The sequence below is a fragment of the Mesorhizobium sp. M0166 genome (assembly GCF_040322255.1).
GTDB lineage: Bacteria > Pseudomonadota > Alphaproteobacteria > Rhizobiales > Rhizobiaceae > Mesorhizobium.
The window spans coordinates 136516-158901 of record NZ_JAMYTD010000009.1 but is presented as its reverse complement, the minus strand read 5'-3'; the positions used below and the strand labels follow the sequence as shown (position 1 = coordinate 158901).

The following is a 22386-nucleotide window of genomic DNA, read 5'->3' as shown; positions in this document are numbered from 1 at the left end:
GGTTCGGCGCAATGGTTTTAGGCACAACACGGAGCTTGGGAGCGACAGAGGTCAAGATCAGGTTGTTTCGTCACGGTTCGAACGATCGCTTTGGGGGCGCACAGCACAAGGTGAGTTTGATATGAATGCAGATCCTAAAAGCACGTCCGCCCCGGCGACCCGCGGCACCCCGTCCACGCGCCCGATCCCAGGCGAGCTGCGGCGGCTCCGTTCAGACGGCGCGTTTCTGCTGCTCGTTCTCGTCAGCATGGTTGCGGGCCTGGTGCCCGTCCGCGCCCAAGATCTCCCAACCGCGCCGTCCTTTGTCGATGATTTCAACAGCCTCAGTCGCGCGCGCTGGTACATTTCCGACGGCTGGACGAACGGCAAGCATCAGAACTGCACCTGGTCCAAAAGCCTGATCGGGCTTTCCGACGGCATGCTGACGCTCGGTTTCGAGAAGCGCAAGCTGAAGGATCGCGAATTCGCCTGCGCCGAGATCCAGACCAAGCAGCGCTTCGGCTACGGCACCTACGAGGCGCGAATGAAGACCGACACGGGCTCCGGCGTCAACGCGGCATTCTTCAGCTTCGTCGGCGATGCCGACAAGCAGCCGCATGATGAAATCGACTTCGAGGTGCTGACCAAGGACACGTCCAAAGTTCAGGTCAACGCCTACATAGCCGGCAAAGGCAAGAACGAGAAACTGGTCGACGTCGCCGGCGGCACCGACAAGGCCTTCAACGACTACGCCTTCGTCTGGGAAAAGGACCGGCTGCGCTGGTACGTCAACGGCAAGCTTGTCCACGAGATCACCGATCCGGCGAAGCTGCCCACCCATTCGCAAAGGATCTATTTCAGCCTGTGGGGCAGCGATACGATGAAGGGCTGGATGGGGCCGTTCTCCGATCCCGGCCGCAAGCTCACCATGCAGGTGGATCGCGTTGCATTCACCGCACTCGGCCAGCCCTGCCAATTCCCGGAATCGCTGGCATGCAAGACAAACTAGACGCGCATCTAAACCGGCCGGGCCGAAGATGGTCCGAAGCCCGAAGCTCGAACAGGCCCGAAGCCTTGAACAGGAATGAAACCGAATGAATTTGACTGTCTTTGGAATCGGCTATGTCGGTCTTGTACAGGCGGCGGTGCTTGCCGAAGTCGGCCATCAGGTGGTGTGTGTCGACATCGATGCAAAAAAGGTCGAGCGGCTCAACCAGGGTCATGTCCCGATCTTCGAGCCGGGGCTCGAAAACATGGTCAAGGAGAACCATGCCGCCGGCCGCATCAAGTTCACCACCGACGCCGCCGCGGCGATCAAGCATGGCCAGATCCAGATGATCGCCGTCGGCACGCCGCCGGGCGAGGATGGTTCGGCCGACCTCAAATATGTGCTGGCCGTCGCCGAGGCCATCGGTCGTGAGATGGACGAGCCCAAGATCGTCGTCGGCAAGTCGACCGTGCCCGTCGGCACCTGCGAAAGGATAAAGGCCAGGATCGCCGCAACGCTGAAGGCGCGCGGGCGCGAGGATCTGGCTTTCGACGTCGCCTCCAATCCGGAATTCCTCAAGGAAGGGTCCGCTGTGAGCGACTGCATGAAACCCGACCGCATCATCGTCGGCACCAGCAACGAGGAGACCGAGGCGGTGATGCGCGAGCTCTACGCGCCGTTCAACCGCAACCACGAAAAGATGATCGTGATGGATGTGCGCAGTGCCGAGTTCACCAAATACGCGGCCAATTGCATGCTGGCGACCAAGATCAGCTTCATGAATGAAATGGCCAACCTGGCCGAGCAACTGGGCGCCGACATCGAGGAGGTCCGCAAGGGCATCGGCAGCGACCCGCGGATCGGCTACCACTTCATCTATCCGGGCCTCGGCTATGGCGGCTCGTGCTTCCCGAAGGATGTGCGTGCCCTGATCAAGACCGCCGAGGCCGTCAAGTTCGACGCCAAGCTGCTGCGTGCCGTCGAGGAGCGCAACAACCAGCAGAAGTCGGTCCTGTTCGAGAAGGTGGACCGCTATTTCAAGGGCAATCTCAAGGGCAAGACATTTGCTCTGTGGGGCCTGGCCTTCAAACCCAATACCGACGACATGCGCGAGGCCCCGGCCCGCACGCTGATGGAAGCGCTCTGGGCCGCCGGTGCCAATGTCCAGGCCTATGATCCGGAGGCGATGCAGGAATGCCAGGCGATCTACGGGCTGCGGGACGACCTGCAACTGTGCGGCACCAAGGAGGCCGCGTTGCGAGGCGCCGACGCGCTCTTGATCGTGACCGAGTGGAAGAGCTTCAGCGCGCCGTCCTTCGATGCGCTGAAGAACGCGCTGACCACGCCCGTCATCTTCGACGGACGCAACCTCTACGACCCCAAGGTCATCGCCCGCCACGGCATCGAATACCACAGCATCGGCAGAATGGCGGCGTGACGCCAGGGCGGTCCAGCAAGGAGCCAGGTTCATGAAAGTTCTGTTTGCAGGCGGCAACGGCTACACGCCCCAGTTCAGCGGTGGCGTTCAGTCGAGCACGCACCATCTGGTCGAGCAGCTGCGCGAGCACGGTCATGACGCCTCGGTTCTGGCGGCGCTGTTCGGTGACGGCATGTTCGGTTTCAAGGCGCGCGCCAAGATGAAACTGCTTCGCCAGCGTGCGGTCATCGACAGCTATCCCGGCTATCCGGTCGTGCGGGCATGGTTTCCCTGGGAGGCGGCCCGCTTCGCGGTCGAACGGCTCGATCCCGATGTCGCCGTCGTGCAGTGCCACAAATCGGTGCCGATCGGAAAGGCGCTGCAGGCGCTCGGCGTGCCCCTGGTGGTCTATCTGCGGAACGTCGAATTCCACGAATTGGCCGGCGACCTGCGCGAATTGCATTCGGCGCTTTATATCGCCAATTCCGAATTCACAGCGCGCACCTATAAGGAAAAGTTCGGCATCGACTCGACCGTGATCCCGCCGACCATCAATCCCGGGCTCTACAGCACGCCGACCACCGCCGAATTCGTCACGCTGATCAATCCTTACAATGAAAAAGGGTTCGAACTCGCCGTGCGCATCGCCGGCCAATGCCCCGAAATCCCGTTTCTGTTCGTCGAAAGCTGGAAGCTCGACGACGACCACCGGGCGCAGATCGAACAGATCATCGCGCCGCTGCGCAACGTCCGGCTGGAAAGCCGCACCAGCGACATGAAGACCGTCTATGGCCGCACCAAGATCCTGCTGGCGCCCAGCAAATGGGAAGAGGCGTGGGGGCGGGTGGCGTCCGAGGCCCATTGCAGCGGTATTCCGGTCGTCGGATCCCGCCGCGGCGGCCTGCCGGAAGCGATTGGCGCCGGCGGCGTGGTGCTCGACTACGACGCACCGCTCGACGACTGGGTCGCTGCGGTCAGGCGGCTATGGACCGACAAGGCCGAGTACGACCGTCTGTCGGCGGCGGCGCAGCTGTTTTCGGAGCGGCCGCAAATGAACCCCGACAGCCAGTTCGCGACTTTTCTCGGCGTTCTCGACCGCGCCAGGCAAGGCGCGTTGGAGCGTGCCGCCTGATGCATTTCGTCCAAAACCATGTACGTCGCCCAAAAGCCGGCTCTCGCGCCTGACCGGGGTGGGAGCTGCTTTGGGACAACGACACGCGCAACACCAGACGCTTGAAGCGCCTCGCATGGCGGCGACGGGCATCAGCCCTCATCCGCGCGAGCAGATCGCCGACCGGCCTCGAAAGATCGTCCATTCGATGAAGATTTGCTTCGTAGTTGATAAGTTCCCCTCATTGTCGGAGACCTTCGTCCTCGACCAGATTGAAGGGTGCCTCGAGCGCGGCATGCAAGTCGGCGTCGTCTGCAACGAGACGTCCTTCGGCAAGGACAGCAACATCGACGATCGCCGCTGGCAGGCTCTCCCTGGCAAGGTCGTCTGCTGGTGGGGGGGGCTAGGGCGCTTTCGCCCGACGCTCAGGAGATGGTCGGGCAGGTTCTGGGATAAGCTCTCGACCGCTGTCGACATCGCTTTTGCGCGCAAATTGCAGAACGCCGATGTGATCGTCGCGCATTTCGGCAATAACGGCATGCGTGTCGCCCGGGCCATGAAACGAGGCCGGATTTCCGCTCCGCTGGTGACCATATTCCACGGCCGCGATGTTGGTGAACCGCTGCATGACGACACGCTCACGCGCTACAAGGTTGTCTTCGACAAGGGCGTACTCCAGCTGCCGGTGAACGCGTTTTTCCGCGACGCCCTGATCGGCGTCGGCGCACCCTCCGCGCAAGTCATGGTTCACCATATGGGCGTGCGGCCTGGTGAGATCGGCTACCATTGGCGTTCCTGGGACAGGGACACGCTGTCCTTCATCTCGGTCTGCCGGCTGACCGAAAAGAAGGGCATCGAATTCGCCCTTCGCGCCCTCGCCAGCCTGCCGCGGCGCGACTGGGTCTATTCGGTGATTGGCGGCGGCGAATTGCTGGAAGAGTTGAAAAAGCTCGCCGCAAATCTCGGCATTGTCGACCGGGTGACTTTCCTCGGGCCGCGTCCGCACGCCGAGGTCAAGCAGCGCCTGCGCAATGCCCACGTATTCCTCCTGCCCAGCGTTGCCGCGCGAGACGGCGATCTCGAGGGTATTCCGGTGGCGCTGATGGAGGCTATGGCCGCCGGGCTGATCGTGGTCAGCACCTATCACTCGGGCATTCCCGAGCTGATCGAGGATCAGGAGACAGGCTTCCTCGCACCGGAGCGAGATGTCGCGGCGTTGGCCCGCAAGCTTGTCTGGGTGGCCGAGAACCCGGACAAATGCGAGCGCATCGCACGTGCGGCGCGCCGCAAGATAGAGCAGGATTTCAACGCGGACGTACTCAACGAACGTTTTGCGCAGATCGTTGCCCAACTGGCCGAAGCCAGGCGCCCGGCATGAACGCCAACCCGCCCCCCCAGTTCGCTCGCGTCGCCCTGCGCGGCGGCGTGGTGACGATCGGCGCGCAAGGCTTCAAGATGGCGATCCAGTTTCTCTCCGTCATCGTGCTTGCGCGTCTGCTCGTGCCCGAGGATTTCGGCCTGGTGGCTTCCGTCGGGCCGATCGTGGCCTTTGTCGGGCTGCTTCAAAACCTTGGCCTGCAGCAGGCCGTGGTCCAGCGCAAGGAGATCAGCACCGAGCAGCTCAACCAGGTATTCTGGATCAGTGCGCTGGTGGGGCTGGGCAGTGCCGTGATGGTGGCATGCCTGGCGCCCGCCATCGCTGCCTTCTATGGCGATCAACGCATGGTCGGGATCACCATCGGCTCTGCCTTGCCGCTGCTTCTTGGCAGTCTCGCAGCGGTGCCGCTGGCGCTGATGAACCGCCATTTGCGCTTTGGCCAGCTCGCGCTGAACGACGTGATTACCGCCGCTGCCGGACTTGCGACTACCGCAATCGCCGCCTATGCGGGGCTGGGCTATTGGTCGCTGGTCATCGGCCCGGCGGTATCGGCAGTTGTCGCGCTCGCCGCGGCGTGGCAGGTGGCGCGCTGGACGCCTTCGCGGGCGGATCTGAAGGTCGATACCGACATATTGTCCTTCGGCGCCAATCTGACCGGCTTCAATCTGGCCAACTTCTTCTCGCGCAATCTCGACAACATCCTGATCGGAAAATATTCGGGCGCGATCGAGCTCGGCTATTATGACCGCGCCTACAAGCTCCTGCTGTTTCCGCTGCAGAACATCAACCAGCCGCTGACACGCGTGATGGTGCCGCTGCTGAGCCGCATCCATGAGGACAAGGCGCGGTTTCGCGACATCTATGTGCGAACCAATTGGATGCTGGCGGCCATCACCATGCCTGGCATCGCGGCGCTGACGCTGACGTCGGACCAGGTCGTCGGGCTTCTCTTCGGCGAGCGCTGGACGGCGGTGGCGCCGATCTTCGCCTGGCTGGGCATTGCCAGCCTGATCCAGTCCGTCTCGAGCACCACCGGATGGATCTTCATCTGCCAGGGCAAGACCAAGACCATGTTCCACTGGGGCATCTACTCGTCGCTGACGACGGTCGCCGCCTTCATCATCGGATTGCACTGGGGCGCCGTCGGCGTCGCGGCGGCCTACGCGATCAGCGGCTATGTGCTGCGCGTCCCGGTACTTGCCGTTCTTGTCCACCGGGTCGGCCCGGTGACCGCAGCCGACTTCCTGGTCATGCAGGGGCTTTTCATCGCCTCGTCGCTGCTTGCCTGGTCCGTCTACCGCGAGTTGCCGGCATCGCTGACCGGCCAGTCAGACCTGCTCGCGGTGGTCCTGGCGGTTGCCCTCAATTATTCGATCGGCCTGGTCCTCATGCTTGCCCTTCGCCAGTCGCGCAGCGCCCTGTTCAGCACGCTTTCCAGCGCCATGCGCAACGCCCGCTAGGCCGGGAATCACCGGCCTCAAAAGCTCACCTGCCGACATCGCCGACGCATGCTCCTCAAGCACTGCCTGAAGGCTCGTCCTGCGATAGAGGTCGAGATTGGCGGTAAGTCTGCCGAGCTTCTCGCTCGCTTCCTCGGGCGTCACCGTGTCGATGTCGAGCAGCAGGTCGGCGACGCCGATCCGCTTGGCGAGTTCCTTGGTCTTGAATTCATAGGCAATCGGCAGCACCGGCGTGCCGACGCAGAGCGACATGATCATCATGTGCATGCGCGTTGCGACGACGAAGTCGAAGCCCTTCACCAGTGCCATCAGTTGCTCCGGCGTGTGGAACGAAGCGTCCACGCTGACATGCTTGGCGATCGCCGGATCGAGTTCGGCAACAATCGTCCGCGCCGTCTTGGAATCGTCATGGGCGTATTCCGGCACGCCCTGGCAGGTGGAGACGAAGGTGACCTCCTTGGCGTGGTCCCTGACCAGGATGGTCGCGATCTCGCGGATCGAGTCGATGTAGCGGCGCATGCCACCCTCGCCGTCGCTGACATAGTTCCAGTGACGGACGGAAATGGCGACGCGGCCGGTGACGGTTGTCGACTGGCCGGGGGCCAGAATTTTTCCGATCCTGTCGGTGTCGGCCAGGGCAAAGACGGCGTCGGCCACGACGTGGCATTTGCCGGGGTCTTTCACCATGTCCACAATGTGGTCTCTCGAACGTTCGTCGCGCAGCAGGATGAGTGGGCTCCGGTCGAAGATCGGGCTCAACTCCTGGCGATTGTAACTTTTGCTGAACGGGCCGAGCGATTGCGTGAAGAAGACGGGGTCCTTGCCCAGAATCGCATCAATCCGGAATTGATTGAGCCGCCGCTCCAGATTGTACGTCTCGACGAGATAGGTTCCGCCTGTTGTGACCACGAGGTCGGCGTCTTTGTAGATGTCGAGACCACGGCGATTGCTTGAGCTGAACAAGCGCCCGAGAACGCCGCGGATGCCGAACCGCCGCAGAGCATAGAGGACGAGCCGATTGTAGATCGGCTTGAACAGGTTCTTCAGCCCGCTGCCGTATTTGTAGCGGAACAGCGATTCCGACAGCAGCTTGTGGAATTCGAGATCCGGATAGTCCTTCTTCGTGTAGAGCCTCGCCGCCACCTCCGGCTGGCTGTCGAAGACGTAGAACTGGATATCGTCTTGCACGATCGTCTTGAAAACATGGCGGATCGCCAGGAGGATCGCTGCATCCCCGGTATTCAGGCAGACGGTGTTTTCAACCGCGATCTTCATGGAATGACCTCATTTCGTGAGTAGTCCCGCGGTTCGGTCGACGGATGCCGAGGGGCGGGTTGGCCGAAAATGCTGCACGCCAAGGATGGTCCTCGCGTCGTGATTATTGGCGCGCAGCCTGATGGCAGGCCAACGCGCGGTCCATGCGGCCCAAGCAGAGCGAGATTAACCCATCGATTTTGCAGTGCAACAAAAAACGTGGATCTTTGCTACGCTGCAACCAAAAATGTTGCGATGCAGCAAGAGCTGTACTAGCATCGGCGCGGGCGGGCCAACAGCGGTCGAGTTTTCATGCTGCATGTCTTGTACTTGGTACACGACGTCTCCGACCCGGCAGTGCGCCGGCGGATCATAATGCTCAAGGCAGGCGGCGCCCAGGTTACGCTGGCGGGCTTTCGTCGTACGGCAAGCGCAGTTGCTGATGTCGAGGGCTTGCAGCCGATCGATCTCGGCCCGACGCGTGATGGCCGATTCGCCCAGCGTCTGGCCGCGATCATGAAGGCGGTGGTCTCGACCGGCTCGAAGCTGGGCTCAATGCCACGGCCCGACCTCATTATCGCGCGCAATCTGGAAATGCTGGCGCTTGCCCGCCGCGCCAGGTCGGCTTTCCAGGCAACGGTGCCGATCGTCTATGAGTGCCTGGACATCCATCGCCTGCTGCTTCGCGACGATCCGCTGGGCTGGGCGATGCGCGGCGCAGAACGCTTCCTGGCCAGGGACGTGAAGCTTCTGGTGACCAGTTCTCCGGCCTTCATCGCCAACTACTTCAAGCCGTTCGGACAGATTGCCGCCCCGGTCGAACTGCTCGAAAACAAGTATTTCGAGCCGGCCGCGGCCTCGCTGGATGACCGCGCGGCGCCGGAGAACCCCGTTGCGCCGCCTTGGCGGATCGGCTGGTTCGGGGCGCTCCGCTGCCGCCGTTCCCTGGAGCTTCTGGCCGACTTCTCGCGCCACCTCGACGGCCGCTTTGAAATCGTCCTCAGGGGCCGGCCGGCGCTGTCCGAATTTCCCGATTTCCACGGTTTCGTCGAATCGGAGCCCTGGCTCTCGTTTGGCGGTCCCTACCGCAATCCCGAGGATATGGCGGCGATCTACCGCGAGGTTCACTTTTCCTGGGCCATCGACTTTTTTGAGCAGGGCCTGAACTCCGAATGGCTATTGCCCAACCGGCTTTATGAGGGCTGCCGCTTCGGAGCCGTGCCGATTTCGATGGGGACCACCGAAACCGGCCGGTTCCTCGACCGGCAAGGCATAGGGGTTCTTTTGCCAGAAGCCACGCCCGAGGCGCTCGAAGCCGCCGTCGGCACGATGGAGCAGCATCGGTTCGAGACATTGAAGGCGCGTGTTCTCGCCCGCAATCCGCGCACCTGGAGCTACGACCGCGCCGATTGCCGGGCGCTCGTCGAAAAGCTCCGCGGGCTGACTGCGGCTCCCGGTCCATATGCTGCCGAAGCATTGGCATAGAAGGGCTGCCGATGACGCAAACCGAAATTCCATCCTGCATGATCGTGGTTCCGTGCCTGAACGAAGCGGCCCATATCGGCGCGTTGCTTCGAGAGCTCCACCCTACGGCCGAGAGGCTGGGCGCCGTGATCATCGTTGCCGATGGCGGCAGCACGGACAGCACCAGGACGATCGTCGCGGACATCGCCGCAAAAGATCAGCGGGTGATCCTGCTGCACAATGAAAAGCGCTTGCAAAGCGCGGCGATCAATCTCGCCGTCGCCAGATTCGGTGAAGGCGTCGACTATCTCATTCGCATCGACGCGCACGGCGGCTATCCCGCGGATTATTGCGACCGGCTGGTCGAAGAAGCGCAGGCTACCGGCGCGGATTCGGTCGTCGTCTCGATGCTGACCAGTGGCAGCGGCATGGTGCAGAAAGCGGCGGCAGCGGCGCAGAACTCCAGGCTCGGCACCGGCGGCTCCAAGCACCGGCATCTTTCGGCGGGGGAATGGGTCGATCATGGCCACCACGCACTGATGCGGATATCGGCCTTCACCGCGGTCGGCGGGTATGACGAAACCTTCAGCCACAATGAGGATGCCGAACTCGACTATCGGCTCCGCCAGGCCGGCTACCGGATCTGGATGACCGGCAAGACGCAAATGGTCTACTACCCGCGCTCCTCGCTGAAGGGCCTCTATTTTCAGTATCTCGGCTATGGCCGTGGCCGGGCGAAGAACGTTCTCAAGCACCGCATGATCCCGAAGATCCGGCAGATGGTGCCGCTTCTGGTGTTCCCCGTGGTTCTTCTCGCCGCCTTTTCCTTCGTCCACTGGCTGGCGGCCGTGCCGCTTTTGCTGTGGGCGTCGGTCTGCCTCGGTTACGGCTTTTGGACCGCCGTCAGCCAGCGCAACCCCGACATTGCGCTTGCCGGGGTCTCGGCAATGGTCATGCATTTCGGCTGGTCGGTCGGTTTCTGGCTGCAACTGCTCGCAGCGCGACCGCAGCGCGGGGTAGCGTGATGGACCCGGTCAGGAAAAATCGAAGCGTCGATATCTGCGTCTGCACATTTCGCCGGCCGGAGCTTGCCGACACGCTTCGCTCCATAGCGGCCATGGATATGCCCACGGGGTTCGACATCGGTGTCATCATCGCGGACAACGACGATACGCCGACGGCTGAAACGCTGGTCGCCAAGCTGGCGGGGGAGTTGAAGCTGCCGGTGACCTACCGGCACGCCCCGGCCCGCAACATCTCGATCGCGCGCAACGCTTGCCTCGGTGCCAGTGCGGCGGATTTCGTCGCCTTTATCGACGACGACGAGACGGCCACCGCTGGCTGGCTTGCCGAACTGGTGGCGACGGCGGAAGCAAGTGGTGCTGCGACGGTGCTTGGGCCGGTGCAAGCCCGTTACCAGCCGGATGCGCCCGCCTGGATGCGCAAAGGCGATTTCCACTCGACCTTGCCGGTCTGGGTGAGCGGCGAAATCCGCACCGGCTACACCTGCAACGTCCTGCTCAGGATTGGCGCTGAGAGCCTGCGCGGCCGGCGCTTCAGCCTGGCACGTGGCCAGACCGGCGGCGAAGATACGGAATTCTTCGACCAGATGGTCAAGGCCGGCGGCCGCATCGCCTTTTCGCCGGAGGCTTGGGTCGACGAAGCGGTGCCACCTGCCAGGGCGGCATTCGACTGGCTCGGCCGCCGCCGGTTCCGCGTCGGGCAGACGCACGGTCATCTTCTGGGGCGCAACGCACACGGCCTTGCCCGGCTCAAGCAAGTCGGCATTGCCGCGGCAAAGGCCGGCTACAGTTTCCTGTCGGCAATTCCGGTCGCCATCGACCCCGTCCGCCGGAACCGCAGCCTGCTTCGCGGCATTATGCATGTCGGCGTCGTCAGCGGCCTCGTCGGGGTTCGTGAAATCCGCCAATACGGCCTGTCTTCGCCGCAGCAAGGGGGCAAGCGTGCAGCCTGACGTGAGCTTCGTGATTGCCGCCTACAATGCCGAGGCGACCATCGATCGGGCGATTGCCAGCGCCGTCGCCCAGCGCAATGTCAGCGTCGAGGTCATCGTCGTCGACGACAAGTCGCGCGACCGGACGCTCGACCTGGCGAGATCCTATCCCGAAGACATCGTACGCGTTGTCGCGCTTGAGCAAAACCGTGGCCCCGGTGGCGCCAGGAATGCCGGCCTTGAGCTTGCTCGCGGCAGGTGGGTCGCGGTCCTCGATTCGGACGACGCGGTCTATCCCGGGCGAATCTGCACCATGATCGAACGCGCGGAGAAAGCGGGCGCCGAGATCGCGGTCGATAATCTGCAGGTCGTTCGCGAGGATGGCGTTGCCGAAGAGACGATGTTCCCGGCCGACTATCTGGAAGGGCTCGGTGAAATCTCGCTGGCGGATTTCGTCGGCGGCAATGTCCTCTTCGAATCGAGGTTCAATCTCGGCTACCTCAAGCCGATCTTCCAGCGCCGGTTCCTGAACGAGAACGGGCTTCGTTACGATGAAAGCCTGATCATTGGCGAAGACTATATCCTCCTGGCCAGTGCTCTGGCCAAGGGCGGCAAATGCGTGGTCGAGCCGACGACGGGCTATATCTACCACATTCGCACGGGTTCCATCTCCCGGGTGCTCGAACTTCATCACGTCGAGGCGATGCGCAGGGCCGATGCCACATTCGCAGCGGGCCATTCCATGGATGCTGCGGCCGAGGCGGCGTTCGCCAGGCGCGCTCGCAGCCTGCGGCGGGCGGCATCATTCCTGTCGCTGGTCCAGCACATCAAGGCGCGGTCGCCGCTCAAGGCGATATGGACGGCGCTCAGCGATCCGGCGGCGGTTCGGCATATGGGCATGCCGATCGCCGTCCGGCTGCGAAGGGTAGCGGCACAGTTTGCCGTGGTGGCGGGGAGGTGAAGGGTTGCGGGCGAATGAAGACAAGTTTCGCCGCCTGCGACAGGGTTGAAATAGATCTCCTCAGAAGGAACATGCAATGAAAAAAGTCAGGAAGGCAGTCATACCGGTGGCGGGGCTCGGAACGCGGTTCCTGCCGGCGACCAAGTCCATGCCGAAGGAAATGCTGCCGGTGGTCGACAGGCCTGTCGTGCAATATGCGGTTGACGAGGCATTCGAGGCCGGCATCGAGCACATCGTCTTCGTCACCGGCCGCAACAAGGCGGTGATCGAGGACTATTTCGACCTGCATCCTGAACTGATCGGAACCCTGGAGCAGAGCGGCAAGAAGGCGCAACTCGAATCGCTTGAAAGCCTGCTTCCCGTCGCCGGCGCGACGAGCTTCATCCGCCAGCAGTCGCCGCAAGGCCTCGGCCATGCCGTCTGGTGCGCGCGCGAAGTCATCGGCGACGAGCCCTTCGCTTTGCTTTTGCCGGACATGGTGTCCTTCGGCGGGCGCGGGTGTCTCGCCGAGGTCGCCGATCTTTATGCGCAGACTGGCGCAAACGTTATCGCCGTCGAGCGTTGCGATCCGACCGAGACCAGCAAATACGGCATTGTCGGGCGCGGCGCGGATGTCGGCACCGGCTTCGAGGTGACGGCCATGGTCGAAAAGCCGGCTCCTGCCAATGCGCCGTCGAACTTCTACATCAACGGCCGCTACATCCTGCAGCCCGAGATATTCTCGCTGTTGGCCAGCCAGCAACGCGGCGCCGGCAACGAGATCCAGCTGACCGACGCAATGGTGCGTCTCGCACAGACCCAGGCCTTCTTCGCCCAGCCTTTCGACGGCCGCATGTTCGACTGCGGCTCGAAGGAGGGCTTCATCCAGGCCAACGTCGCTTTCGCGCTGGCGCGGGAGGACATGAAGGGCCCGATCTTCGAGATGCTGCAGGAATTCGTCCGGTCGCATCAGCGTCGGGAAGAAGCCGCATAATGTCCATTTTTTCGAGGCATTGTGGGTGCGGCTGATGACGCAGGACAGGCCGTTGCGCCGCGCGTAACGCGCACTGTCCGGCGCAAGGTTTGCACCCTATGTCCCGACCTTCGAGGCGGTAGCGCCTGCAAACTAGAATTGGACCGAAGATGAACTATGCCAATTTTCCTGTCGACAAGAGGACGCCATTGCCGGCTTCAAATGCGGCAAACGCCGAAGACTTCATCGACATCGAGCGCCTGCTTGGCATGGCCGCGCGGCAGGCGAAAGTGGTTGCCGCCTGCGCCGTCATCGGTCTCTTTCTCGGCGTGCTCTATTTGCAGACGACGCCTCCTACCTATGTGGCGACGAGCAGCGTGCTGATCGACGAAGGATTGAACAAGGTCGTCGACGACATTTCGGCGGCGTCGGTCAGCATGCAGACCGACTCCGCCGTTCTAAGCCAGATCGAAATTTTGCAGTCGGCCAGGCTGGCGGGGGTGGTCGTCGACAAGCTGAAGCTCGATCAGAACGACGCTTTCATGAACCCTCCGACGTCGGCCCTGTCGAAGGTCGCAAGCTTTGTGCGCGGTATCATCCAGTCTGTCCGCCCCAAGCGCGCCGCTAGCACAACCGATGTCACTCAGCTTGATGCTGCGACGCGTGACGCGATCACCGCATCGTCGTCGCCCCGCGACTACGCAATCTTCAAGCTGCAGAACCAACTCGACGCCGAGCGGATCGGCCGAAGCTTTGTCATCAGCATCTCCTTCCAGGCGACGGATCCGGCGCTTGCGACCGCCATCACCAAGGCCTATGCCGACGCCTATCTCGCCGATCAGCTCGATGCCAGCTTCGACGCGACCGAACGGGCGGCGGTCTGGCTGCAAGGCCGGCTGACCGAGCTCCGCGAGAGCTCCCAGGCGGCCGCACTGGCGGTCGAAAAGTTCAGGGCCGAACATGGACTGGCCGTCAATGACGGCCAGCTGATCAGCGACAAGCAATTGTCCGATCTCAACACCCAGCTGATCGTCGCGCAGGCCGATACCGCACGGGCCGGCGCCCGCTATCAGCAGTACAAGTCGATCGTCGAAAGCGGCTCGGACAATGCGTTCAAGGACGCCGCGATATCGAACGACCAGCCGAGCAGCTCCGTCATCACGACGCTGAAGAACCGCTATCTCACCGTCGCCAAGCGGCAGCAGGACGTCGAAGCCAATTTCGGCCCGCAACATCCGCAGGCCGTCGCGCTCGCCAAGGAGAAGGCCGACATATCGGCGCAGATTTTCGGCGAGCTGAAGCAACTGACCGAAAGCTACCGCAACGAATACGAGGTCGCTCTGGCGCGCGAAACCGCGCTCCGCGCAAATGTCGCCTTGGCGGCTGGCAAGAGCTCCATCGACAACCAGTCGCAGGTCAAGCTGCGTGAGCTGGACCAAAAGGCGACGGCGCTGTCGACGCTCTACCAGACGTTCCTGAACCGCTATGAGGAGGCAGCCCAGCAGCAATCCTTCCCGGTCGGCAAGATCCGGGTCATCTCGGACGCGACGATGCCGCAGTCGGCCGCAACCCCGCGAACGGCCATCGTGCTGGGGCTTTCGCTGGCGCTTGGCATAATGATGGGGGCAGGGGTTGGTGGTCTGAATGAATTCAGGGAACGCTTCTTCAGGACCGGCGAGGATGTGCGCGACCGTGTCGGCCTCAAATTCCTCGGCTATCTCCCGGTCATCGGCAAGGCTGGCAAGGATGACCAACGCAATGGCGGTCAGCCTGACGTCAAAGTCGTTGAATCCAAGACCGCCAAGTCCTCCAAATCCCAGCCCTCCAAAACATTGTCGGCGGCCGAAAAACGTGCGCGGATGCGGGTAACCGTCGACGCACCGGCATCGATGTTCTCCGAGACGCTGCGCAACGCAAAGATCGCCTTCGACGTCGTCATGGAGGGCCAGGGCAGCCGGGTCATCGGCGTGGTCTCGGTGCTTCCCGGCGAAGGCAAATCGACGGTGGCGGCCAATCTTGCCGGGCTGCTTGCCGTCAACGGATCGAAAACGCTGCTGATCGACGGCGACCTGCGCAATCCCGGCCTCAGCCGCAGCCTCGGTATGGAGGCCGAGCAGGGCCTGATGGAAGCTGTGGTGAGCGGGCAGACATGGCAGTCGGTCGGCAAGATCGACCGGCAGACCAAGCTGGCTATCATCCCGGCCGTCCTGCGTGGGCAGTTTTCGCATACCAGCGAGCTTCTGTCTTCGGCCGGCATGCGGCGCTTCATCGATAACGCCAAGGAAACCTTCGAATACATTATCGTCGATCTGCCGCCGCTCGGGCCTGTCGTCGACGCTAAGGCCTTCGCTCCGCTTGTCGACGGCTTCGTGCTGGTCACCGAGTGGGGACGCACGCCGCGTGCGATGGTGCAATCCGTGCTCAGTTCGGAGCCCTACATCGCCAAGAAGATAATTGGCGCGGTGCTGAACAAGGTCGAACTGAAGAAGCTGGCCAAGTATGGCGCGATCGGCGGCTCGGAAAAATTCTTCGACAAATATTCGAGCTACTATCTGGAAAAATCGGAAGCGCGCACCAAGGCGGCTGCCTGAGTGCAGTCCGCGCGTTTCGGCCATTTTGCACCCCAGCGGAATCACCGGCGTCGCAAAGATTTATTGGGGTGTTGACGTTCTGAGATGCTTGCTGATGAAGCCAAGCTTCTCCAAGCCTCTGCGCACTTCCGGCGCCCGCATGAACAGCCGCCACAACAGCCCTGTACGATGGTTCTCGATCATCGCGATGATTGGCCCCTGATTGATGGCCAGATAGGTTCGGGAGTACCAGTTGCGGCTTTCGCAAAACGCGTCGACAAAGCCGAAGCGGCCCCATATGCGGTTTCGAGGCTTGGTCAGGAAACCGCGCAGTGCGCGCATCGCTTCCTCCGGAGCATAAGGGAAACTCGACAGGGCAGCGGACGGGGTGATTACGCCAAAGTCCCTGTCAGGTGCACTTGCGATGTATCCTCGCGGCCCATGGCTCGCGGTCAGACCCCAGCAGTCAGGGCCGTATCCCAGATGGCTATGGGGATTGCGAACGCAGTGCCGATAATTGATCTGCGTATGACGGAGGTTCTGTTGCCAGTAGTCGGCGTATCGGTCGCTCAGGCCTCGTGGATCGAGCCCGCAGAAGGAATATTGCGAGAAGAAGAGCGGACCACCAGAATCCATTCCCAATGGCAGGACGATCCCGTAATGATCGCGCCCGTTTCGAAAGTCGGATCCACCAGCAAAGCCTTCGTGATAGATGCCCGGATCAATGGAGTGGCGAGTTGATCCCGCCGCCAGCACGAAGGTGAGCATGCATTCGTTCCAACCCCTGATCGGGCTGTCCATCGCCCAGCCGTGGTTCGGGCTCCAGTGCCACATCAGTTGCCGAGCGCCGCGTGTAAACCAATTCCATTCGGCCTGTGACAACAGCGCGTTCACGCGCTGGCGAAGGAGAACTTCCTCGGTTGCCATCTCGGCGAAGTACTCACGGGCGCAGATCAGACCTTGAAACAGGAAAGTGGTTTCGACCAGATCAGCGCCGTCATCCTTGCGACCGAATGGAATTGTCGCACCGGTACGGCCATTGACGAAATGCGGAAAAACGCCGTGGTAGCGCGGCGAGTTTTCCAGGAAATCGAGCATGCCATGCAGTCGCGGTAAAGCCGCAGCGCGGTCGATCCATTCCCGTTCGACCGCAACGATGATAGCTGCAATGCCAAAACCGGACCCCCCGATCGTCACCAGATCGTTGGCAGGATCACCTGTGGTCTTCTGCCGGTCGCGGGCAAGACCGCTGACGGGATGGGCGCCTTCCCAAAAATAGCGCACCGTCTGCCGCTGCACAGCATCCAACAGCGCATCATCGTCGAGTTCGAAAGTATCTTCCGGAAGGTCGAGTGCTGGAATCATCGAGCCGGTGTTAGTGCCTCGGGTGCCCCAAGGCCATTCCTAAAACAATTGGGCACACGGACCGCCACTCACTGCTGCGTTTGGCCGATTCAATTCGCGACAGGTGGCTGGCAAACCGGTAGAAAGAAAATCAAGGGGACACGGCCCCTGGATTGGCCTCGAAGCCTATGTTCCACCCCATTGCGAATATCGAAGACGCGCAGACGCTGGCGCAGGCCATCGTCAATACGATCGTCGAACCCTTCCTCGTTCTCGATGAGAACTTTCGCGTGCTGGCGGCCAACCGCTCCTTCTATCAGACCTTCAGGGTCGACCCCGAGCAGACGCACGGCTCGCTGCTCTACGCGCTGGGCGACGGCCAGTGGGACATTCCAGCGCTTCACCTGCTCTTGGAGACGATCATTCCCGAGAAGACCGCCATGGACGGCTTCGAGGTCGAGCATGATTTCCCCGATATCGGCCGGCGCACGATGCTGCTCAACGCGCGAAAGGTCCTTTACGACCACAGTTCAGCCGCGACCATCCTGCTCGCCTTCAATGACATCACGGCGCGCCGCGCCATCGAAAGGGAAAAGGAAGAGCTTCTCGGCCGCACCGAAGACTTGCTGCGCCAGAAAGATGTGCTGCTGCGCGAAATGGAGCACCGGGTCGCCAACAGCCTACAGATCATCGCCAGCATTTTGCTGCTGAAGGCTCGGTCCGTCACCTCAGATGAAACGCGGCAGCACCTGAAGGATGCCCATCAACGCGTGCTGTCGGTGGCCGAAGTGCAGCGGCATCTCCATGCCTCAACCGGTGCCGACGAAATCGAGGTTGGTTCTTATCTGTCGAAGCTTTGCAGCAGTTTGGCCGCTTCGATGATCGGGGAAACACAGGCTATTGCCGTCAACGTCATGGCGGAAAATGGAAGGATAGATTCCCAGAAGGCGGTGAGCCTTGGCCTGATCGTAACCGAGCTCGTTCTCAACGCCATCAAGTATGCATTCTCGACAGAAAAGGTCGATGCGCTGATCTTGGTGACCTATGAGACCGATGCTGAGGATTGGAAGTTGACCGTATCGGACAACGGGTGGGGCAAACCCGTTGGCGACATTCCATGTGCGGGACTGGGGACAGCGATCGTGGAGGCACTTGTCAAACAGCTTGAAGCACGCATTGACACCGTCACGGGCAACACTGGCACGATGATCGCCGTTACCAGAGCGACATTCACGTCGCGGATGCCGAAAGCAGCATAGCTTGGTCGCTTGGCGGAGGCTTTAAGCGGTTATCCGAATAGTGCCTCGAAGATCGTCCCATCAGGTGGGTGTAGCTCGAATGTTTCGAAGCCGCTCGCGAGCGGCTGCCGCTGATGTTCCTATTCTATGTGCTATAGGTTCTGTTTAATTGGAGAAAAACCGATGCAGCGGACCGTGACGGTAATCGAGAAAATTACGGGCCGGGTGATCGGCGCGTATCCGGTCGATCTTTCGGGCCAGGATCACCAGACTTCCGATGATCAGTATTTTGCCAAAGCATTCGAAGCCGCCGTCGACGGCGGCCTTATTACGGAGGCTGAAGCGCACGCTGTCGAATTCCGTCTGGAATAGACACTCAAGCCGAGATCCACGCTACGTTCGCCTTTCCATCGCCGCCTTGGCGCCGCTACGAAAAACCCCGCGCGATGCGGGGTTTTTGATGCGGTAAAAAACCTTACGTCTCAGTACGGCGAATTACACAGCTGCCGAGGGCCATAGCTAGGCTGGAATGTATCGTCTGAAGCTCGATAGCTCCGGTATCGGTCATAGCACCACTGTACATGCGAATCGCCGCGACTGACCCGGTTCTGGTTGTTGTTGATGATCACGCCGCTGATCACCGCGCCGGCAGCGAAGGCCGCCAGCGGAAACCAGTAGTCACCATGGCGGCGATAGCCGCGATGGTATTCACGATAGCCGCGATGACCGTTCCAGTTCACGCCATCGTTGCGCGAAAAATTGCGATTGCGGTTGAATTTCCGCTTCATCCACGGCTTGTAGTCGACCGTCGCCACATCGGACGAAACGGAAGGTGTTTGCGGCAAGAACAGTTGAGCTGCGCCGGCTGACCCGGCTGCCGTCACGAATGAAACTGACAACGTGGCCGCGAGCCAACCCGATAATATCTTGTTCATAAATCTCCTTTGAAGGGATGGTTGATATTCCCTCTTCGAATTTAAAACGATTTAAAGAGGTCAAGGTTCCATGGCGTGTCAGACAGCTTTCGACACCGCCAGCCAGGCTGTTCGAATCACTTGCCAGGTGCTACGGCTCGAATAAGCATGGGCAATCTTCACACGGCGCCGCGGTGTGCTGGCTTGTTTTTCTACGTTTCATACAGTGAGGGACAATGGCAAGCACTCCTTTGATCAGCATTCTGATCACTTTCCTTGTAATCATTCTGGTGCTTTATCTGGTCAACCGGTTGCCGCTTGATGGTCGCACTCGTCAGATTGCCCAAATTGTCGTGATCATTATCGGCATTATTTCACTGCTGAAGTACCTCGCGGTGTTTTAAAGCCAACACGAAAGCGATCGGCCAGGCGGCTGGGCAATGCCCGATTCAATTTGATCGCATTCCGCTCTAGGAAAATATCAGTCTGGCGCGGTTGTCTACGATCCTGACTGCGGTCAGCCGGCCGCTTTGGAAAGCGCCCGTGTCGATGCCAAGCCGGCGTCCCTCGAGCTTCGGAATGTCGACCGGCGTATGTCCGTGCACGACATAGCGGTCGAGAAGATGCGCGGCGTCAAAGAACTCCGAGCGGATGTTGAGCAGGTCGTCCTCGTCCTGCGCGGCGAGGTCGATGCCGGGCCTGATGCCGGCATGAACGAACACGAATTTTGCCGAACAGACCATGACCGGCAGCGCGCGCATGAAGCTGATATGGCCGGCGGGAATGATCTCCCGAATGCGCCGGTCGACCTCCTCGCTTGAACCGTAGAGATCGGCCATGCGCGACGGATCGACGCCGTAGGAAAACAGCGTTTGCAGGCCGCCTATCGCCAGCCACGACTCTCGCGAAATGATCCCGTCGAGATAGTTCAGCATCACGACTTCGTGGTTGCCGGCAAGGCAAATGCGCTGGAAACCTTGGGGTGGCGGCGCCAGCAGATGATCGAGCACACGCGCCGACTGAGGCCCACGATCGACGTAGTCGCCGAGCATGATGATCAGCTTTCGTCCTTCGAAGGGCACCGAATCGAGCAGGATCTTCTGCTCCAGGGCGCGGAGTTCCTTGTAGCAGCCATGCACGTCGCCGATCGCATAGACGACGGTGCCCCGCATATCGATCTCCAGCCGCCGGCGCGCCGCGGCCTGGGACTTTCTCGATCGCTGGAACAGGGTCACGTATGGCATCTCGCATGGCTGTGGTGCGCCTCGATTCCGAAGCAACATGACGCGCTGTGCGTGGATACCATGTCCGGCGCCGGTCGTTCCATACCGGAGCTTCGGACACAACTCGGCTTCGGCGTCCTTACAGGCCGATGCCGCGGCGGTTCAGCGCGGCGGTGATCTCGTCGAGGATGGCCGGGTCGTCGATCGTTGCCGGCATGGCCCATTCCTCCTTGTCGGCGATCTTCTGCATGGTGCCGCGCAGGATCTTGCCGGAGCGCGTCTTCGGCAGGCGCTTGATCGTCACCACCGTCTTGAAGGCGGCGACCGGGCCGATCCGTTCGCGCACCAGCGTGACAACCTCGTTTTCGATGATGCCGGCGTCGCGGTCGACCCCGGCATTCAGCACGACGAAGCCGAGTGGAACCTGGCCTTTCATAGCATCGGCAATACCGACGACAGCGCATTCGGCGACGTCGGGATGCGCGGCCAGAACCTCCTCCATGGCGCCGGTCGATAGCCGGTGACCGGCGACATTGATGATGTCGTCGGTGCGAGCCATGACATAGAGATAGCCGTCCTCGTCCATCATGCCGGCATCCGCGGTTTTGTAGAAGCCGGGGAACTCCTCGAGATAGGCTTGGCGAAACCGCTCGTCGGCATTCCACAGCGTCGGCAGGCAGCCGGGGGGCAACGGCAATCTCACCACGACATTGCCAAGCGTACCACGCTTGACCCCATGCCCGGCATCGTCCAGCACGCGGATGTCGTAGCCGGGCATCGGCACGCCGGGCGAGCCGTATTTGACCGGCAACAGGCCCAGTCCGGCGGGGTTGATGGTCATCGGCGAGCCGGTCTCGGTTTGCCACCAATGGTCGATCACCGGCACGTTCAATTTCTGCTCCGCCCATTTGATGGTTTCCGGATCGGCGCGCTCGCCGGCGAGGAACAGCGTGCGGAATTTGGACAGGTCGTATTTCGGGACGAATTCGCCTTTCGGGTCCTGTCCTTTGATGGCGCGAAAGGCGGTTGGCGCGGTGAACAGCGCGACCACCCCGTGCTCGGCGATCACACGCCAATAGGTGCCGGCATCGGGCGTGCCGACCGGCTTGCCCTCGAACAGGATGGTTGTGCAGCCATGCAGCAGCGGGCCGTAGACGATATAGGAATGGCCGACCACCCAGCCGACATCGGAAGCGGCCCAGAACACTTCGCCCGGCTTGACGCCGAACTCGTTTTCCATCGACCATTTCAGCGCGACCATATGGCCGCCATTGTCGCGCACGATGCCCTTCGGCTGGCCGGTCGTGCCCGAGGTGTAGATGATGTAGAGCGGATCGGTGGCAAGCACCGGAACACAGTCGACATTGGCGCCGGCGGCCCGTTCACGCGCCACGGCGTCGGCATAGTCGATGTCGTAGTTTTCCCTGAGCTCGCAGCGCAATTGGTCGCGCTGCAGGATGAGGCAGCTTTCCGGCTTGTGCCGCGACATCTCGATCGCCTTGTCGAGCAGCGGCTTATAGGCAACGACGCGCCCTGGCTCCAGTCCGCAGGACGCCGAGATGATCAGCTTCGGCTTGGCGTCGTCGATGCGCGTGGCGAGCTCATGCGAGGCAAAGCCGCCGAAGACCACCGAATGCACGGCGCCGATCCGCGCACAGGCAAGCATGGCGAAGGCTGCCTCCGGTACCATCGGCATGTAGATGATGACGCGATCGCCTTTTTGAATGCCGCGATTCTTGAGCACCGAGGTCAGCGCGACCACCTCGCGCTTCAACTCGGCATACGTGAATTTCCTGATTGTACCCGAAATCGCGCTGTCATGGATCAACGCGATCTGGTCGGCACGGCCGCCCGCCACATGACGATCGACGGCATTGAAGCAGGTGTTGCACGAGGCGCCGTTGAACCACCGGCCATAGACGCCGGCATTGGCATCGAAAACGGTCTCGAAAGGCGAGAACCAGTCGATTGCACTCGCCGCATCGGCCCAGAATTTTTCCGGGTCGCGTTTCCAGTCGTCATAGACCTCATGGTAGCGTGACGCCATCCAGCTTCCTCCCCAGGAATGTTTGCTGTCCTTGAAATAGCGTATGCTGGTTTGTGTAACCATGTATTTGTGCGTTTCGTTTGCCGTCGTTCTAATTCGGCCGCAAATGCAGGTCGTCGTGGTCTGCGGGGC

Annotated in this window: 18 protein-coding genes and 1 pseudogene; 14 read left to right on the top strand and 5 right to left on the bottom strand. The window is 61.5% G+C overall.

The window, feature by feature from the left end:
- Positions 1–121 precede the first annotated feature (121 nt).
- From exoK to NKJ46_RS13500, 5 genes are all read left to right on the top strand, one after another.
- Positions 122–988: an endo-1,3-1,4-beta-glycanase ExoK gene (exoK, locus tag NKJ46_RS13520; protein ID WP_502903398.1), complete on the top strand. Its 867-nt coding sequence runs from the start codon at positions 122–124 to the stop codon at positions 986–988.
- 85 nt (positions 989–1073) lie between these two features.
- Positions 1074–2405, top strand: a complete 1332-nt coding sequence (locus NKJ46_RS13515; RefSeq protein ID WP_352665454.1) for a UDP-glucose dehydrogenase family protein — start codon at positions 1074–1076, stop codon at positions 2403–2405.
- Between the two features lie 31 nt (positions 2406–2436).
- A complete protein-coding gene (locus NKJ46_RS13510) occupies positions 2437–3516 on the top strand; it encodes a glycosyltransferase (protein ID WP_352665453.1) in 1080 nt (359 codons plus the stop codon).
- 115 nt (positions 3517–3631) lie between these two features.
- Complete coding sequence (locus tag NKJ46_RS13505) at positions 3632–4873, top strand: glycosyltransferase (protein WP_352665452.1); 1242 nt, start codon at positions 3632–3634, stop codon at positions 4871–4873.
- Entirely contained in the window at positions 4870–6333 is a 1464-nt protein-coding gene (locus tag NKJ46_RS13500) for a lipopolysaccharide biosynthesis protein (protein WP_352665451.1), read from the top strand. Before NKJ46_RS13505 ends, NKJ46_RS13500 begins: the two co-directional genes overlap by 4 nt.
- A 222-nt stretch (positions 6334–6555) precedes the next feature.
- Here the strand turns inward: NKJ46_RS13500 and NKJ46_RS13495 are convergent.
- Positions 6556–7608, bottom strand: a pseudogene (locus tag NKJ46_RS13495) (polysaccharide pyruvyl transferase family protein); the annotation flags it as partial.
- 291 nt (positions 7609–7899) lie between these two features.
- Between NKJ46_RS13495 and NKJ46_RS13490 the strand changes: the two are divergent.
- The 6 genes from NKJ46_RS13490 (at position 7900) to NKJ46_RS13465 (ending at position 15509) form a co-directional block, all read left to right on the top strand.
- On the top strand, positions 7900–9072 hold the full coding sequence (locus NKJ46_RS13490; protein WP_352665450.1) for a glycosyltransferase family protein: 1173 nt from the start codon (positions 7900–7902) through the stop codon (positions 9070–9072).
- A gap of 11 nt (positions 9073–9083) precedes the next feature.
- Positions 9084–10076 (top strand): glycosyltransferase family 2 protein, encoded by a 993-nt coding sequence (locus tag NKJ46_RS13485; RefSeq protein ID WP_352665448.1) that lies wholly within the window; start codon positions 9084–9086, stop codon positions 10074–10076.
- Complete coding sequence (locus NKJ46_RS13480) at positions 10076–11026, top strand: glycosyltransferase family 2 protein (RefSeq protein ID WP_352665447.1); 951 nt, start codon at positions 10076–10078, stop codon at positions 11024–11026. Before NKJ46_RS13485 ends, NKJ46_RS13480 begins: the two co-directional genes overlap by 1 nt.
- Positions 11016–11966: a glycosyltransferase family 2 protein gene (locus tag NKJ46_RS13475; protein ID WP_352665445.1), complete on the top strand. Its 951-nt coding sequence runs from the start codon at positions 11016–11018 to the stop codon at positions 11964–11966. Before NKJ46_RS13480 ends, NKJ46_RS13475 begins: the two co-directional genes overlap by 11 nt.
- Positions 11967–12042: 76 nt before the next feature.
- A complete protein-coding gene (locus NKJ46_RS13470) occupies positions 12043–12939 on the top strand; it encodes a UTP--glucose-1-phosphate uridylyltransferase (RefSeq protein WP_023676320.1) in 897 nt (298 codons plus the stop codon).
- 149 nt (positions 12940–13088) lie between these two features.
- Positions 13089–15509 (top strand): polysaccharide biosynthesis tyrosine autokinase, encoded by a 2421-nt coding sequence (locus NKJ46_RS13465; protein WP_352665444.1) that lies wholly within the window; start codon positions 13089–13091, stop codon positions 15507–15509.
- Between the two features lie 60 nt (positions 15510–15569).
- Here the strand turns inward: NKJ46_RS13465 and NKJ46_RS13460 are convergent, their stop codons facing one another.
- Positions 15570–16853, bottom strand: a complete 1284-nt coding sequence (locus NKJ46_RS13460) for a glucoamylase family protein (RefSeq protein ID WP_352665443.1) — start codon at positions 16851–16853, stop codon at positions 15570–15572.
- A gap of 167 nt (positions 16854–17020) precedes the next feature.
- Between NKJ46_RS13460 and NKJ46_RS13455 the strand changes: the two genes are divergently transcribed.
- Both NKJ46_RS13455 and NKJ46_RS13450 read left to right on the top strand, forming a co-directional pair.
- Entirely contained in the window at positions 17021–18091 is a 1071-nt protein-coding gene (locus tag NKJ46_RS13455; protein ID WP_352665483.1) for a sensor histidine kinase, read from the top strand.
- A gap of 162 nt (positions 18092–18253) precedes the next feature.
- Positions 18254–18442, top strand: coding sequence for a hypothetical protein (locus NKJ46_RS13450; RefSeq protein ID WP_352665441.1), 189 nt, complete (start codon positions 18254–18256; stop codon positions 18440–18442).
- A gap of 110 nt (positions 18443–18552) precedes the next feature.
- Here NKJ46_RS13450 and NKJ46_RS13445 read toward each other — a convergent pair whose 3' ends face one another.
- Positions 18553–19005 (bottom strand): BA14K family protein, encoded by a 453-nt coding sequence (locus tag NKJ46_RS13445; protein WP_352665439.1) that lies wholly within the window; start codon positions 19003–19005, stop codon positions 18553–18555.
- Positions 19006–19220: 215 nt separating this feature from the next.
- Between NKJ46_RS13445 and NKJ46_RS13440 the strand changes: the two genes are divergently transcribed.
- On the top strand, positions 19221–19388 hold the full coding sequence (locus NKJ46_RS13440) for a Thivi_2564 family membrane protein (RefSeq protein WP_352665438.1): 168 nt from the start codon (positions 19221–19223) through the stop codon (positions 19386–19388).
- 66 nt (positions 19389–19454) lie between these two features.
- Here the strand turns inward: NKJ46_RS13440 and NKJ46_RS13435 are convergent, their stop codons facing one another.
- Positions 19455–20156, bottom strand: a complete 702-nt coding sequence (locus tag NKJ46_RS13435; RefSeq protein ID WP_352665437.1) for a metallophosphoesterase family protein — start codon at positions 20154–20156, stop codon at positions 19455–19457.
- 190 nt (positions 20157–20346) lie between these two features.
- Positions 20347–22254, bottom strand: a complete 1908-nt coding sequence (locus NKJ46_RS13430; RefSeq protein ID WP_352665436.1) for a propionyl-CoA synthetase — start codon at positions 22252–22254, stop codon at positions 20347–20349.
- Positions 22255–22386: the final 132 nt, after the last annotated feature.